Source organism: Variovorax sp. PAMC 28711, from assembly GCF_001577265.1.
GTDB lineage: Bacteria > Pseudomonadota > Gammaproteobacteria > Burkholderiales > Burkholderiaceae_C > Variovorax.
The window spans coordinates 1,536,781-1,551,380 of record NZ_CP014517.1; the positions used below are offsets into that span (position 1 = coordinate 1,536,781).

17 protein-coding genes are annotated in these 14,600 nt (G+C 66.0%); 11 read left to right on the plus strand and 6 right to left on the minus strand.

Annotated features, from left to right (window positions below):
* The first annotated feature begins 78 nt into the window (after positions 1 to 78).
* From AX767_RS07640 to AX767_RS07655, 4 genes are read left to right on the plus strand one after another with little or no spacing between them, the layout of a single operon-like run.
* Positions 79 to 1,452 (plus strand): UDP-glucose dehydrogenase family protein, encoded by a 1,374-nt coding sequence (locus AX767_RS07640; protein ID WP_068630090.1) that lies wholly within the window; start codon positions 79 to 81, stop codon positions 1,450 to 1,452.
* Positions 1,449 to 2,240: an FkbM family methyltransferase gene (locus AX767_RS07645; protein ID WP_156480993.1), complete on the plus strand. Its 792-nt coding sequence runs from the start codon at positions 1,449 to 1,451 to the stop codon at positions 2,238 to 2,240. The genes AX767_RS07640 and AX767_RS07645 overlap by 4 nt, the downstream gene beginning before the upstream one ends.
* Before the next feature lie 39 nt (positions 2,241 to 2,279).
* Positions 2,280 to 3,338 (plus strand): DUF616 domain-containing protein, encoded by a 1,059-nt coding sequence (locus tag AX767_RS07650; RefSeq protein ID WP_068630094.1) that lies wholly within the window; start codon positions 2,280 to 2,282, stop codon positions 3,336 to 3,338.
* A 40-nt stretch (positions 3,339 to 3,378) separates the two neighbouring features.
* On the plus strand, positions 3,379 to 4,896 hold the full coding sequence (locus tag AX767_RS07655) for an AMP nucleosidase (protein WP_068630096.1): 1,518 nt from the start codon (positions 3,379 to 3,381) through the stop codon (positions 4,894 to 4,896).
* Here the strand turns inward: AX767_RS07655 and AX767_RS07660 are convergent, their stop codons facing one another.
* Complete coding sequence (locus tag AX767_RS07660) at positions 4,897 to 5,367, minus strand: hypothetical protein (protein ID WP_156480994.1); 471 nt, start codon at positions 5,365 to 5,367, stop codon at positions 4,897 to 4,899.
* A 101-nt stretch (positions 5,368 to 5,468) separates the two neighbouring features.
* Between AX767_RS07660 and AX767_RS07665 the strand changes: the two genes are divergently transcribed.
* The gene (locus tag AX767_RS07665; protein WP_068630100.1) at positions 5,469 to 6,398 is read left to right on the plus strand and encodes an ATP-binding cassette domain-containing protein; all 930 of its coding nucleotides are present in this window, start codon (positions 5,469 to 5,471) and stop codon (positions 6,396 to 6,398) included.
* A gap of 46 nt (positions 6,399 to 6,444) precedes the next feature.
* A complete protein-coding gene (locus AX767_RS07670) occupies positions 6,445 to 7,206 on the plus strand; it encodes an ABC transporter permease (protein WP_068633461.1) in 762 nt (253 codons plus the stop codon).
* 24 nt (positions 7,207 to 7,230) lie between these two features.
* Here the strand turns inward: AX767_RS07670 and AX767_RS07675 are convergent, their stop codons facing one another.
* The 3 genes from AX767_RS07675 to AX767_RS07685 all read right to left on the minus strand — a co-directional run bounded on the left by AX767_RS07675 (position 7,231) and on the right by AX767_RS07685 (position 9,269).
* Positions 7,231 to 7,548 (minus strand): hypothetical protein, encoded by a 318-nt coding sequence (locus AX767_RS07675; protein WP_237288594.1) that lies wholly within the window; start codon positions 7,546 to 7,548, stop codon positions 7,231 to 7,233.
* A 129-nt stretch (positions 7,549 to 7,677) separates the two neighbouring features.
* Complete coding sequence (locus AX767_RS07680) at positions 7,678 to 7,869, minus strand: hypothetical protein (protein WP_156480995.1); 192 nt, start codon at positions 7,867 to 7,869, stop codon at positions 7,678 to 7,680.
* A 140-nt stretch (positions 7,870 to 8,009) separates the two neighbouring features.
* Entirely contained in the window at positions 8,010 to 9,269 is a 1,260-nt protein-coding gene (locus tag AX767_RS07685) for a DEAD/DEAH box helicase (RefSeq protein ID WP_068630103.1), read from the minus strand.
* Between the two features lie 38 nt (positions 9,270 to 9,307).
* On the opposite strand from AX767_RS07685, the gene AX767_RS07690 reads away from it, so the two are divergent.
* The 3 genes from AX767_RS07690 (at position 9,308) to AX767_RS07700 (ending at position 10,515) form a co-directional block, all read left to right on the plus strand.
* A complete protein-coding gene (locus AX767_RS07690) occupies positions 9,308 to 9,694 on the plus strand; it encodes a translation initiation factor Sui1 (RefSeq protein WP_068630105.1) in 387 nt (128 codons plus the stop codon).
* Positions 9,695 to 9,701: 7 nt separating this feature from the next.
* Positions 9,702 to 9,935 carry a DUF3820 family protein gene (locus AX767_RS07695; RefSeq protein ID WP_068630107.1) on the plus strand — a complete coding sequence of 78 codons (234 nt, stop codon included), beginning with the start codon at positions 9,702 to 9,704 and terminating at the stop codon, positions 9,933 to 9,935.
* Positions 9,936 to 10,113: 178 nt separating this feature from the next.
* The gene (locus tag AX767_RS07700) at positions 10,114 to 10,515 is read left to right on the plus strand and encodes an RNA recognition motif domain-containing protein (RefSeq protein ID WP_068630109.1); all 402 of its coding nucleotides are present in this window, start codon (positions 10,114 to 10,116) and stop codon (positions 10,513 to 10,515) included.
* A 90-nt stretch (positions 10,516 to 10,605) separates the two neighbouring features.
* On the opposite strand, the gene AX767_RS07705 is transcribed toward AX767_RS07700, so the two are convergent.
* Positions 10,606 to 11,553 carry an alpha/beta hydrolase gene (locus AX767_RS07705; RefSeq protein ID WP_068630111.1) on the minus strand — a complete coding sequence of 316 codons (948 nt, stop codon included), beginning with the start codon at positions 11,551 to 11,553 and terminating at the stop codon, positions 10,606 to 10,608.
* 39 nt (positions 11,554 to 11,592) lie between these two features.
* On the minus strand, positions 11,593 to 12,792 hold the full coding sequence (purT, locus tag AX767_RS07710; protein WP_068630113.1) for a formate-dependent phosphoribosylglycinamide formyltransferase: 1,200 nt from the start codon (positions 12,790 to 12,792) through the stop codon (positions 11,593 to 11,595).
* 100 nt (positions 12,793 to 12,892) lie between these two features.
* Here purT and AX767_RS07715 point away from each other — a divergent pair, with 100 nt between their 5' ends.
* Both AX767_RS07715 and AX767_RS07720 read left to right on the plus strand, forming a co-directional pair.
* A complete protein-coding gene (locus AX767_RS07715; RefSeq protein WP_068630115.1) occupies positions 12,893 to 13,741 on the plus strand; it encodes a 3-hydroxybutyryl-CoA dehydrogenase in 849 nt (282 codons plus the stop codon).
* Between the two features lie 31 nt (positions 13,742 to 13,772).
* Positions 13,773 to 14,594 (plus strand): crotonase/enoyl-CoA hydratase family protein, encoded by an 822-nt coding sequence (locus AX767_RS07720; protein ID WP_068630117.1) that lies wholly within the window; start codon positions 13,773 to 13,775, stop codon positions 14,592 to 14,594.
* Positions 14,595 to 14,600: the final 6 nt, after the last annotated feature.

Below are 14,600 nucleotides of genomic sequence, written 5' to 3' on the forward strand. Positions count from 1 at the left end.
TTCTCAGTGCCCTCATCCGTTCTCACTTCCCTCCTCTCCCACCCCCCAATTTCAGCGCCCGACCCGGACCATCCCGCATTGCGCATCTGCGTGGTGGGCAGCGGATACGTCGGTCTCGTCTCCGGTGCCTGCCTGGCCGCGCTGGGCCACGGCGTCACCTGTGTCGACCGAGACGTCCAACGCATCGCGGACCTGGAGCAGGGGAAGATTCCCTTCTTCGAGCCAGGATTGCAGGCACTGGTGGCCGAAGGCCGCGTTGTGCGACCAGACGGCCGCACGCCGCTGCGCTTTTCCAGCAACCTCGAAGAAGGCGTGGCGCAAGCCGAGCTGGTGATCATCGCCGTGGGCACGCCGATGGCGCAGGACGGCGAGAACGCCGACCTCTCCCAACTGCACGCGTCGGTCGAGGCCAGCGCAAAAGCGATGCAGCCCGATGCGGTGCTGGTGATCAAGTCCACCGCGCCGATCGGCACAGGCGACGACATCCAGCGCCGCGTGCAGGAGGTGCGCCCTTCGGCGCACATCGCCGTGGTGTCGAATCCTGAGTTCCTGCGCGAAGGCAGTGCCATTGACGACTTCATCGAACCCGCTCGCGTGGTCATTGGCAGCGAATCGGACAAGGCTTCGGCGCTGGTGCGACGCCTCTACGCACCACTGACGGCGAAAGGCATCCCCGTCGTCGTGACGAGCCGGCGCACGGCGGAGTTGATCAAGTACGCGGCGAATTCGTTTCTCGCCACCAAGCTGGCCTTCATCAACGAAATCGCCGACTTCTGCGAGCAGGTCGGCTCCGACGTGGAGGAGGTTGCGGTGGGGATGGGCCTCGACCCCCGCATCGGGTCGCAATACTTGCGGGCAGGCCCGGGTTACGGCGGCTCCTGCCTGCCGAAAGACCTCGTCGCGCTGCGCGGAACGGCGCAGGCGCACCACGCGCCGCTGCGGATCGTGGAAACGGTCATCGCGTTGAACGAACAACGCACCGAAGCCATGGTCGAGAAGATCCGACGTGCGTTCGATGGCAATGTTGACGGCAAGACGATTGCCATCCTGGGCGTCGCATTCAAGCCGGACACCGATGACGTCAGGGCAGCGCCGGCGTTGGCCCTGGCCATCGCACTGTGCGCTGCCAACGCCACCGTCAGGCTGTCCGACCCGCAGGCGTTGCACCATGTGCTTGCACTGGTGCCCCAAGCGACGTGTCTGGACGATCCCTACGAATGCAGCAAGGGCTGCGATGCCATCGTGATTGCCACGGAGTGGTCGCAATACCGTGCGCTGGACCTTCCCCGCTTGCGCCGCGGAATGCGCACACCGGTGCTCATCGACCTGCGCAACATCTTTTGCCCGCAAGCCGCTGTGGCCGCCGGCTTTGCCTACACCGGGCTGGGGAAAGGGAATCTTCAGGGCAGCAAGCGCGGCCCCGTGAGCTCCGAGCAGGGGGTGCGCCCGTGACTCTCGAAAATGTTGCCGATGATCCCCTGGTCGCCGTGTGCACCAACGGACGACGCATCCATGTGGCGGCCAACGACCTGCGTGGCGTGCGGCTGCGCGAGTGCGCTGGGAACCTGAACCCCCTGTCCCTCAAGGCATGGCAACGGCTGGCGGCCTCCGCGTGGACCGACATCGTCGATGTCGGCGCGAACTACGGCGAAATGCTGCTCAACATCGATGTTCCTCTGGCCGTACGATGCGTAGCGGTCGAACCCAATCCGTTGCTCGCGGCCTTGCTCCGGCGCTCGATCGCCGACGCGGGGCTGGAAATCCCGGTCGTCGAGAAGGCGCTCGGCAGAGCCGATGGCACGCTGCCCCTGCTCGTGGACGAAACATGGTCCGGATTGAGCAAGCTCGGGGCGGAACCTCATGCCGAAAGCCAAGGCCATACCGTCAGAAGCCTGGATGTGGCGGTCACCACGCTGGCCGCATTGATCGACGACGGCACACCTCTCAAGGAAAAGCGAGTGCTGGTCAAGCTGGACGTGGAGGGCTGGGAGTGCGATGTCCTTCGCGGCCTTCATGGCGTTGGCGACGCGCTGGCCGACCTTGTCATCTTTCTCGAAGTCCATCACCTGGGACAGGCGGACATCGACTGGCTCGTGAGCCGCTTCCAGCCGGAGGTGTTTGATCCCGCCACCGGCGCCTTCACCCCGATCCAAGGCGACGGAAGACGTCTGGCCGCCGTGCTGGCGACCCGCGCCTTCCACTCGCAAGACATCGCCCTGCGGCGCAGACCTCAACGCTAGTCACGCTCGCCGCGCTGTTCGCCCGGCCGGCCAAGCTTCATGAACATTCCTTCCAAATTTTGTGTCTACACGTTGCTGATCGGCGACTATGAAGCGCTGAACGAACAGCCCATGGCACTGGAATCGGACATTCCGTTCATCTGCCTGACCGACAACCCGCTGCTCACGAGCGAGAGCTGGACCATTGTCCAGGTGTCCACTGCGTTTCCGATGGATCCGATTCGCAGCCAGCGCATCCTGAAAACATGCCCTCACTGGATCCCGGCCCTGTCGGAATTCGATCGATCGCTCTACATCGACAACTCGGTGATCTTGCGCGAGGCGCCGGAGCGATTCGTCGGAAGCCTGGAAGCTGCCAGCGGTATCGGTCTTCCGACCCACAGCTTCAGGAACACGGTTCACGACGAATTCATCGAGGTGGCGCGGGTTGGCTTCGACGACCAGAACCGGATCTTCGAGCAGTTGAACCACTACCTGGCCACCGGGGATGCCGCACTGGAAGAGCGGCCCCACTGGACCGCGATCCTGCTGCGGGACCACCGCAACGACAAGGTACGGCGCGCCATGGAATCTTGGATGTTCCACGTTCTGCGTTATTCGAGGCGGGACCAGTTGTCGTTCAACACGGCCATGCGCTCAGTCGGCCTCGTCCCCGACCGCTGGGAGATCGACAACCACGATTCCTTTTTTCATACATGGCCGCACACGCCACAGCGCGAGCGCTTCGCGGGACCCAGAAATCCGCTGACGTCGTTCATGCCGCCGCAGACGCAGTTGGCACAGCTGCGCCACGAACTGGAGAGCACCCAAGCCAAACTGCAGGTTGCTCAAGTCGAGCTGGATGGTTCTCGCCAGGAAGCCAACGGCTTCCTCGACGGCATCACGGCGCGCGCCCGACAACTCGACCAAGTGCAAGCCATGGTCGACAGACAGCGGACTGACGCCGAGCATGCAGCGCAACGGTTCGCCACTTTGCAAGCCGCAACAACCGACCAGATGCGAGCGCTGGAAGAAATGCTGGCCGCCGTGCACGCGAGCACAAGCTGGCGCGTGACCGGGCCACTTCGTCGTATCAAGCGCTGGTTGCGCCGAGTGTGAGTGGCGCCGGCTCCTGCGGGCCGCATTGCACAATCCGTCGATGCCTTACATGCCCGCCTTCATCGCGCCCGCCCGTTTCACCGATGCCGCCGCGGCACTCGCCCAGGTGCGCAGCATCTACGACGGCGGGCTGCAGCATCTGCGCGACACCATGCAGCGCTTCGTGGCCGGCGAAAGCCTGCCGGGCCGCGTGCGCGCCTGTTACCCGTTCGTGCGGGTGCACACCCATACGTCGGCGCGCAAGACGCCGCCCGCCAACGCCGGCCTGAGCTACGGCTTCGTCGCCGGACCGGGCCGCTACGAGACGACGCTGACCCGGCCTGACCTGTTCGCCGCGTACTACCTTGAACAGTTCCGCTTGCTGCTCGAGAACCACGAGGTCGAGCTCGAGGTCGGCACCAGCACGCAGCCGATCCCCATCCACTTTTCCTTCGCGGAGAACGACCACATCGAAGGCACCATGGCCACCGAACGCCGTGCGCTGATGCGCGATGTGTTTGACCTGCCCGACCTGCACGCGATGGACGACGGCATCGCCAACGGCACCTACGAAGCGAAGTCGGGCGAGGCGCAGCCGCTGGCGCTGTTCACCGCCGCGCGCGTCGACTATTCGCTGCACCGCCTGCGCCACTACACGGGCACGGTGCCCGAGTGGTTCCAGAATTTCGTGCTGTTCACCAACTACCAGTTCTACATCGACGAATTCGTGCGGCTCGGCCACGAGGCGATGGCGGACGAGCACAGCGAATACATCGCCTTCGTCGAGCCCGGTAACGTGGTCACGCGGCGGCGCGGACTGACGGCTGGCGCGAGCAAGGTGTTCGGCCAACTGCTCGACGGCACGCAGGGCATGGCCCCGCCGCGATTGCCGCAGATGCCCGCCTACCACCTGGTGCGCGAAGACCGCACGGGCATCACGATGGTGAACATCGGCGTCGGCCCGGCCAATGCCAAGACCATCACCGACCACGTCGCGGTGCTGCGTCCGCACGCCTGGATGATGCTCGGCCACTGCGCCGGCCTGCGCCCGAGCCAGCAGCTCGGCGACTACGTGCTGGCCCACGCCTATGTGCGCGAAGACCATGTGCTGGACGAAGAATTGCCGCTCTGGGTGCCGATCCCGGCGCTGTCGGAAATCCAGCTTGCGCTCGAGCGCGCGGTGGCCGAGGTGACCGGCCTGGGGGGTCCGGAGCTCAAGACCCTCATGCGCACCGGCACCGTGGCGAGCACCGACAACCGCAACTGGGAACTGCTGCCCAACAACACGCCGCAGCGCCGTTTCAGCCAGAGCCGCGCGGTCGCGCTCGACATGGAAAGCGCGACCATCGCCGCCAACGGCTTCCGCTTCCGGGTGCCCTACGGCACGCTGCTGTGCGTGAGCGACAAGCCGCTGCACGGCGAGATCAAGCTGCCCGGCATGGCCAATCATTTCTACCGCGAGCGCGTCGAGCAGCACCTGCGCATCGGCATGACCGCCGTCGACATCCTGCGCAGCGAAGGGTCGAGCAAGCTGCACAGCCGGAAGCTGCGCAGCTTCGCGGAAGTGGCGTTCCAGTGATCAGTCGGACGGCGGCTCGAAGTGCAGCGCCGCGCGCTTGGCGGCCATGACGGGCGCCAGCTGCGCGGCATCCGCGCGTTGCCCGACGAAGGCCACGCGCAGCCCCGGCAGTTCGGGCTGCGGCACCGCGCGCAAGGCCTGCAGGAACACCTGCGCGGCATAGGCGCTGTCGGGCCCGCCGACGGCCAGGTTGATCGGCTCCCGCGCCGCACGCGACAAGGCTGCCGTGAGCTCGGGCACCATCGGTGAACGCGCCGCTTCGGCGGCTGCATTCGCCACCGGCTGCGCGGTGGCGCCGGGCGCCTCGATCCACACCAGCGTCAGCTGCTCGCCCATCTGCATTTCGGGGCCGAGCGCGGCATAGGCCAGCTGGCCCACGCGCTCCGGCGTCAACGTCGGCGCGGCGCAGGCCGTCAGCAGTGCGGCCAGCGCCACGATTCCAACCCATCCCGCCGAAATTCGAACCTTCATCGCAAATCCTTGGCTGCCCGACGGGCGCTGCGCGGCAGTGTACGGCTCCGGTTCGTCGGGCTGCGCAGCGCGCGATCGCTGCCCTGCGCCACAATGCGCCGGTGTCCGCACCTCCCCTTTTCAAGGCGCACCAGCTGCGCAAGCGCTACGGCGAGACTACCGTCGTCGACGATCTCTCGTTCGAGATCGCTCCCGGTGAATGCCTCGGCGTGATCGGCCCGAACGGCGCCGGCAAGACCACCACGATCCGCATGTGCCTCGGGCTGACCGCCCCCGACGGCGGCAGCATCGAGGCCATGGGCCTCGCCATGCCGCGCGATGCGCTGGCCATCAAGGCGCAGCTCGGCGTGGTGACGCAGTTCGACACGCTCGACCCCGACTTTTCCTGTGCCGAGAACCTGGTTGTCTACGGACGCTATTTCGGGCTGGCCAAGTCGCAGATCCAGCCGCGCGTGCCGCAACTGCTCGAGTTCGCGGCACTGTCGCACAAGGCCGATGCCAAGCCGGGCGAGTTGTCGGGCGGCATGCGGCGGCGGCTCTCACTGGCGCGCGCGCTGGTCAACGACCCGAAGCTGCTCTTGCTCGACGAGCCCACCACCGGCCTTGATCCGCAGGCCCGCCACCTCATGTGGGAGCGGCTGCAGGTGCTGTTGCAGCAGGGCAAGTCGATCCTGCTGACCACGCACTTCATGGACGAGGCCGAGCGCCTGTGCTCTCGCCTGCTGGTGCTCGACCACGGTCGCAAGATCGCCGAAGGCAAGCCGCGCGACCTGATCGCCGAGCACCTCGAACCCGACGTGGTCGAGGTGTATGGCAACGGCGCGGTGGCCCTGGCCGAGGTGCCCGAACTGACGGCGATGGCCGCACGCGTCGAGGTCAGCGGCGAGACGGTGTTCTTCTACACGCAGGATGCGCGGCGCCTGCGCGATGCGCTCACGCAGCGCGGCGGCCTGCGCACCTTTCACCGGCCGGCCAACCTCGAAGACCTGTTCCTCAAATTGACTGGAAGGCAAATTCGTGAAGACGGCTGAAGCGCAAGCCGCGTCCCCCTCGGTGTGGCGCGCACCCGAACTCTCGATGCGCTGGTGGCCGGTGTTCCTGCGCAACCTGCTGGTGTGGCGCAAGCTCGCGATTCCGAGCCTGATCGGCAACATCGCCGAGCCGCTGATCTGGCTCGTGGCCTTCGGCTACGGCATGGGCGCGCTGGTCGGCGAGGTCGCGGTCGATGGCGTCAAGGTGCCGTACATCCTGTTCCTGGCGAGCGGCTCGATCTGCATGAGCGCGATGAACGCAGCGAGCTTCGAAGCGCTCTACTCCGCCTTCTCGCGCATGCATGTGCAAAAGACCTGGGACGGCATCATGAACGCGCCGGTCGGGCTCGACGACATCGTGCTGGCCGAAATGCTGTGGGCGGCGTTCAAGTCGATCTTCACGGTGACGGCGATCCTGTTCGTGATGCTGGCACTCGGCATCAGCCACAGCCCGAAACTGGTGGTCGCCTGGCTCGTGCTGGTGGCATCGGGCATCACATTCTCGAGCATCGCGCTGATCTTCAACGCGCTCGCCAAGGGCTACGACTTCTTCACCTACTACTTCACGCTCTACATGACGCCGATGATGTTCCTGAGTGGCGTGTTCTTTCCGCTGGACCAACTGCCGGGCGTGGTGCGTGCGGTGGCGGGATGGCTGCCGTTGGCCAACGCGGTGGCGCTGGTGCGGCCGCTCTTCATGGACCAGTGGCCCACCGACTGGTGGCGCCATGCGACCGTGCTCGCGGTGTATGCGGTGGCGGCCTTCTGGATCGCGCTGGCGCTGACGCGCAAACGCTTCAGAGCCTAGCGCCGCCCAACGCTCAGGAGTTTTTCAGAGGTCGTTCGGGCGCATCGGGATGTCGCCCAGCGCCTCGTCGTTGCGCAGGTCGCCAGCCGTCTTGAGCAAGCCGATCGACAGGCCGCCGTCTTGTCCCGCGAAGCCCTTGGCCACGCCTTCGAGTGCGGTCGCCAGGTTGGTGTCGCCATCGTCCCGCGCATCGATGCTGATGTTGAGCACGCGTGCGGCCATCTGGCGGTAAGTGACCACCCCGGATTTTTCGAGGACGGCGATCAGGTCGAGGTAAAGCGCCAGGTTCATGTCGAACACCAGCTTCGCATTGACGTCCAGACCTGCGTCGTTGTTTTCCACGGCTTGCTCTCCTTTGATGAGCTCTTTACTCTAGCGAAAATATCCGACACCGGGTGTCGGACACAGCCCGCCAGTTGCCGCAAGCCCACACACTTTTGCACGCATGGGCAGGGAGTCCGTCAGCGCTTTTCAGTCGTTCAGCTCGCCACCGGTCTCCCGGAACTCGGACGCGCATTGCGCGAGCCGCCTCGACAGCCGCGCCAACGCTTCGGCCGCGCCGGGTTCGCGCCGCATCAGCGCGTCCAGTTGCACCGCATAAGCGTCGGCCGCGTCCTGCCAGTCGCCGAACACCGGTCCCAATTCGCTTGTCCTGTTCCGCATGCCCGTCTCCGCGAAGATCACAGACGACTCCCTGACCAGACGTCAAAGTTACGCCGCGCGGCCCGAAACGGTAGGGGGAAAGCGCCTGAATCCAGGCGGATGCCGCATGCGTAAGCCGCAGTGGGCCTGCGGCACGGGGCTCAGTCGGGCTTGATGGCGCCGGCCGCGGCGGCGCGCAGCTTGTCCTTCTTGCTGGGGCGCGCGCCCTTGACGCCGCCATTGCCCTGCGGCACGGCCTCCGGCGCTGTCTCGACCGGCTCGAAGCCCTCGATGCGCTCACGCGGCAAGCTCAGGCCCTGGCGCTTTTCGATGAGACGAAAGTGCGGCTCGGTGGCCGCTGTGACGAAGCTGATCGCCAGCCCGCTTTCACCGGCGCGCCCGGTGCGGCCGATGCGATGGGTGTAGTCGACGGTGGAACGCGGCAGGTCGTAATTGACGACCACCGGCAGGTCGACGATGTCCAGGCCGCGCGCGGCGAGATCGGTCGCGACCACGACGTCCCAGCGGCTGTCCTTGAACTGAGAAAGGATGTCGGTGCGGGTGCCCTGGGCGATATCGCCATGGAACGGCACCGCATAGATGCCGTTCTTGTAGAGCTTCTCGGCCACCGTTTGCGCCGCGTGCTGCGTCGCCACGAACACCAGCACGCGCTCCCACTTGCTTTCCTTGATGAGATGCCGCAGCAGCTGGGTGCGGCGGTTGGCATCCACCTCGATGACGCGTTGCACGATGTCGGGTTCGGTACCGGGCTCGCCCTGCACCTCGATGCGGACGGGGTCTTGCAGCAGCTTGTCGGCCAGCGTCTGGATCGCCGGCGGGAAGGTGGCCGAAAAGAGCAGGTTCTGGCGGCGCACCGGCAGCAGCGCGAGGATGTTGCCGAGTTCCTCGGCGAAGCCGAGGTCGAACAGGCGGTCGGCTTCATCGAGCACCAGCGTCGACACCGACGAGAGCTTGAGCGCGTTGTGCGCGACCAGGTCGAGCAGCCGTCCGGGCGTGGCCACGACGATGTCCGCGCCACCGCGCAAGCCCATCATTTGCGGGTTGATCGACACGCCGCCGAAAACGATCGCGATGCGCATCGGCTGCGGCAGATGCTGTGCCAGCGCGCGAATCGCCTCGCCGACCTGCGCCGCCAGTTCACGCGTAGGCACCAACACCAGCGCACGCACGCGGCGCGAGCCCGACGGATGAGGGTCCGCCTGGCCGGCTGCGAGGCGCTGCAACATCGGCAGCGAAAATGCGGCCGTCTTGCCCGAACCGGTTTGCGCCGAGCCGAGGACGTCGCTGCCCTGCAGAATCGCGGGAATGGCCGCGGTCTGGATCGGCGTCGGCGTGGCGTAGCCCCGCTCGGTGGCAGCGCTGACGAGGGCGGCGACGAGGCCGAGAGACTGGAATGACATGACGAAGAGGGTGCGCTGATGCGAGGTCGGTTGGAAAGATGAAAAAAAACAGTTCGACGGGCGCTGCCGGCGCCACCCGCCTGGTGTACTCGACCGATGCGGGGCGCATGTGCCCCGAATGCGGTCAGCCCGTGGCGCAATGCGCCTGCCGTGCCAACCGGGCGTTGGGCGCCGCAGCGCCGTCAGACGGCATTGTGCGTGTGTCGCACGAAACAAAGGGCCGCAAAGGCAAGGGCGTCACGCTGATCAAGGGCCTCGCGCGCGATGTCGAGACGCTGGCGCAGACCGCGAAACAGCTCAAGGCCACTTGCGGCTCGGGCGGCACGGTGAAAGACGGCACCATCGAAATCCAGGGCGACCACCGCGAATTGGTCATCGCAGCCCTCGTGAAGCTGGGCAAGACCGTGAAACGCGCCGGAGGCTGAGTCCGCGATGCAACCCGAAGACCTGCAGCGGCTGGTGACCCTTCCAATGCCATTCGGCAAGCACAAGGGCACACTCATCGCCGATCTGCCCGGAAACTACCTCACTTGGTTCGCGCGCGAGGGTTTTCCCTCGGGTGAGATCGGCCGGTTGTTGGCGTTGATGCATGAAATCGACCACAACGGCCTGTCCGACCTGCTGAAACCGTTGCGCAACCGCCCGTCAACCGGTGTTCGGAAGTAATAAAACACAATTTCGCCCCCAATCTCCATTTCGAGCGGATAATCCTCAGACGTGCAAGCGGTTTTACTGCTGCACGGATTGGGTGATCGGTCAGTTTCGCGCCACAGCGCCATTTTGTTTGTTGTGATTCTGGGACTCCATCGCTTTGTATTTTTTTGGTTTGATTTAGGAGTCCCACATGGGCAAGAAACTTTACGTAGGCAACCTGTCCTACAACATCCGCGACAACGATCTGGAACAGGCCTTCGGCCAGTACGGCTCGGTGGCATCCGCCAAGGTCATGATGGAACGTGACACCGGCCGCTCGAAGGGCTTCGGCTTTGTCGAAATGGGCACCGACGCTGAAGCGCTCGCTGCCATCGAAGGCATGAACGGCCATTCGCTCGACGGTCGTGCACTCACCGTGAACGAAGCCCGTCCGATGGAACCCCGTCCTGCTGGCGGCGGCTTCGGCGGCGGCCGTAGCGGCGGCGGCGGTGGTGGCGGCTACGGTGGTGGCGCTGGCGGCGGCGGTGGTGGTTACGGCGGCGGCGGTGGCCGCAGTGGTGGCGGCGGCGGCGGTGGTCGCGGCGGCTACTAAGCTCCCCCATCAGCACTCGCTGAACTAAAAAAGGCTCCCTCGGGAGCCTTTTTTCATGGTCGCGATGTCTCGGTCGCCGGAGTCGTCCGCCTAGGCGAGGGCTTTCAACGCACGGCGCAATTCCGCTGAACACAGCGAAACGGCCGTGTTCGCCTCGTCGAGCACGCGACCCATCGTGATGAACCCGTGGATCTGGCGCTCGAAGCAAACGTAGCTCACCCGGTTGCCGGCCGCCGTCAGTGCGCGTGCGTAGTCGAGGCCTTCGTCGCGCAGCGGGTCGTAGCCGGCGGTGATCAGCAGCGACGGCGGCAAGCCCTTCAGGTCGGACTGCAGCAATGGCGAGGCGCGCCAGTCGAGGTCGTGCGCCGGGTCGATGATGTAGTGGTCGTGGAAATAGGCGATCGTGTCTTTGGTGAGCATGTAGCCATCGCCGTTGGTCACGTGCGAGGCGTGCCCGCGGCGCATGTCGGTGGCGGGGTAAATCAGCAGCTGGAACGCGATCGGCAGGTCGCCGGCATCGCGTGCGGCGATCGCGACCACGGCCGCGAGATTGCCACCCGCGCTGTCGCCGCCAACAGCCAGGCGGTCGGCATCGACGCCCAGGCTCACGGCGTTGGTGCGCACCCAACGCGTGGCGGCCAGCACGTCGTCGACCGCGGCCGGGAAGCGGTGCTCCGGCCCCATGCGGTAGTCGACCGCGACGACCGCGCAGCCCGAGCCGTTGGCGAGTTCGCGGCACAGCACGTCATGCGTGTCGAGGTCGCCGATGACCCAGCCACCGCCGTGGTAGTAGACGAGCACGGGCAATGCATCCGTCGCCTGCGAACCGGCCGGTCGGTACAGGCGCAGCGGGATTGCGGCGCCGCCCGATTCGGCGGTCAGGTCGCGCACCTCGGCGACCGCCAGTGGCTCGTTCTGCGTGAAGGTGCGGCGCTCGCGATAGAACTTGCGCGCGTCGGCGGGCGACAGCGTGTGGGTCGGCGGAACGCCGCGCTCGACCATCAAGTCGATCAGCGCGCGGGCCTGGGGATGCAGCATGGGACGTTTCTCCGTTGATCGATCGGGTGACAGAAAAAGCTAGCGGCGCGGCTTGACGCGCGAGGCGGCATCCTTGGCGAGCGTGCGCGCGGTCTCGACATCCGCCGCATGCACCAGCGCGACGCCCATGCGGCGCTTGACGAAGCTCTCGGGCTTGCCGAACAGACGGATGTCGGACCCCGGCACGCGCAACGCGTCGGCCACGCCATCGAACGCGATGCCGGTCGCGTCGACACCGCCATAGATCACCGCGCTCGCGCCCGGGCTCTTCAAACCGGTGTCGACCGGCAGGCCGAGGATGGCGCGGGCGTGCAGTTCGAACTCGTTCTGCCACTGCGTCGCCATCGTCACCATGCCGGTGTCGTGCGGCCGTGGGCTCACCTCGCTGAACCAGACCTCGTCGCCCTTGACGAACAGTTCGACGCCGAAAAGGCCCTGGCCGCCGAGGTCGGACGTGACCTTCTCGGCAATCTCCTGCGCCTTCTTCAGCGCGGGCGAGGCCATCGCATGCGGCTGCCAGCTTTCGACGTAGTCACCGCTCACCTGCACGTGGCCGATCGGTTCGCAGAACGACGTTTGCACCTGGCCGGCCGCGTCGAGCGAGCGCACCGTGAGCAGCGTGATCTCGTAGTCGAAGTCAATGAAGCCCTCGACGATGACGCGACCGTGGCTGACCCGGCCGCCGGCCATCGCGTAATCCCACGCCTTCTTCACGTCCGCCGGACCGTCGATCTTGCTCTGGCCCTTGCCGGAGCTGCTCATGACGGGCTTGACGATGCAGGGATACCCGACGCCGCCATCGACCGCGGCCTGAAGTTCTTCCAGCGAATCGCAGAACTTGTAGGGGCTGGTCGGCACGCCCAGCGTTTCGGCGGCGAGGCGCCGAATCCCCTCGCGGTCCATGGTGAGGCGCGCTGCGCGGGCGGTCGGAATCACCCGCACCACGCCGACATCTTCGAGCTCCTGCAGCATCGACGTGGCGATCGCTTCGATTTCGGGCACCACGAGCATCGGCCGCTCGGCCTCGATCAGCGCCTTCAGCGCGGCCGGGTCGCTCATGGTGATGGTGTGCGCGTGGTGCGCCACCTGCTGGCCGGGTGCGTTCTCGTAGCGGTCGACCGCGATGGTCTCGACGCCGAGGCGCTGCAGGGCGATCAGCACCTCCTTGCCGAGTTCGCCGGAGCCCAGAAGCATCACGCGGGTTGCAGAAGGGGAAAGTGGGGTGCCGAGGGTCGTCATGGTGACGACTTTAAATCAGACGCTGTCCCACAATGTCGGCCAGATCGGGCGCCCGCGCGCCCCTCCCTTTTCCCAGCTTTCACATTCAAGGAGTTTTTCCATGACGATTCAAACGGTCGGCATCATCGGCGCCGGCACCATGGGCAACGGCATCGCGCAGGCCTGCGCAGTGGCAGGCGTCAACGTCGTGATGGTGGACATCGCGCAGGTGGCGGTCGACAAGGGCGTGGCCAACGTGGCGAGCAGCCTGGACCGCCTGATCAAGAAAGAGAAGCTGACCGAGGCGCAGAAAACCGCGGCGCTCGCGCTCATCAAAGGCTCAACGAACTACGACGACCTGAAGGGCGCGCAGCTGGTGATCGAGGCGGCCACCGAGAACCACGCGCTCAAGCTCAAGATCCTCAAGCAGGTCGATGAACTGCTGGCGCCCGAAGTGATCATCGCGTCGAACACCTCGTCGATCTCGATCACACAGTTGGCCGCCGCCACCGCGCGCCCCGACCGCTTCATCGGCATGCACTTCTTCAACCCGGTGCCGATGATGGCGCTGGTCGAGATCATCCGCGGCTACCTCACGAGCGACGCGACGCACGATGCGGTGAAGGCCTTGTCGGAGAAGCTGGGCAAGTCGCCGATCACGGTGAAGAACGCGCCCGGCTTCGTGGTCAACCGCATCCTGGTGCCGATGATCAACGAGGCCTTCTTCGTGTTGTCGGAAGGCATCGCGACCGCAGAAGACATCGACGCCGGCATGAAGCTCGGCTGCAACCAGCCCATCGGCCCGCTGGCGCTCGCCGACATGATCGGCCTGGACGTGTGCCTCGCCGTGATGGAGGTGTACCTGGACCAGTTCGGCGACTCCAAATACCGCCCTTGCCCGCTGCTCAAGGAGATGGTCGCGGCGGGCCAGCTCGGACGCAAGACCCAACGCGGCGTGTACACGTACTGACCCCTTCAAAAAAACCCCAGGAGACAAAACCATGACCGTCATCGCCACCACCCCACCCGCTGAAGGCTGCATCGACACGCAAGTGCTCGACCACGTGCTGTTGATCGGCATCAACCGCCCGGCCAAGCGCAACGGCTGGACGCCGCAGATGTTCAGGCAACTCGCCGAGGCGTATACGCGCCTGGACGACGACCCGAGCTTGCGCGTCGGCGTGCTGCACGCGATGGGCGACCATTTCACGGCCGGGCTCGACCTGCCGATGTTCGCGGCGTTCCTGAAGACGGGCGCCAAGGTGATTCCCGACGACGGCACGCTGGTCGAGCCGCACAACATGGGGCAGCCCGGCTACCGCCGCCGTACCAAGCCGATGGTCGCCGCGGTCAAGGGCATCTGCTTCACGGTCGGCATCGAGCTGATGCTGGCCGCCGACATCGTGGTGGCGGCGGACGACTGCCGCTTCTCGCAACTCGAAGTGCAGCGCGCAATCATGGCCTCGGGCGGCGCGACGATCCGCATGGCCGAGCGTGCCGGCATGGGCAATGCGATGCTGCACCTGCTCACGGCGGACGAGTTCGACAGTGCCGAGGCCTATCGCCTCAACTTCGTGCAGAAGGTGGTGCCCGCGGGGCAGGAACTCGACGAAGCGATCAAGATCGCCCAGCGCATCGCCGCACAGGCACCGCAAGCGGTGATCGCAACGCGCCTGAACGTGCTGCGCGCGATCGAGGAAGGCGCGGTGCAGGCCACGCAGGATTTCGAACCCGTCAAGCAGCGCCTGCTGCACAGCGAGGATGCGGCCGAAGGGGTGCGCTCGTTCATCGAGCGGCGCCCGGCGAAGTTCACGGGCCGTTGAGCTTCG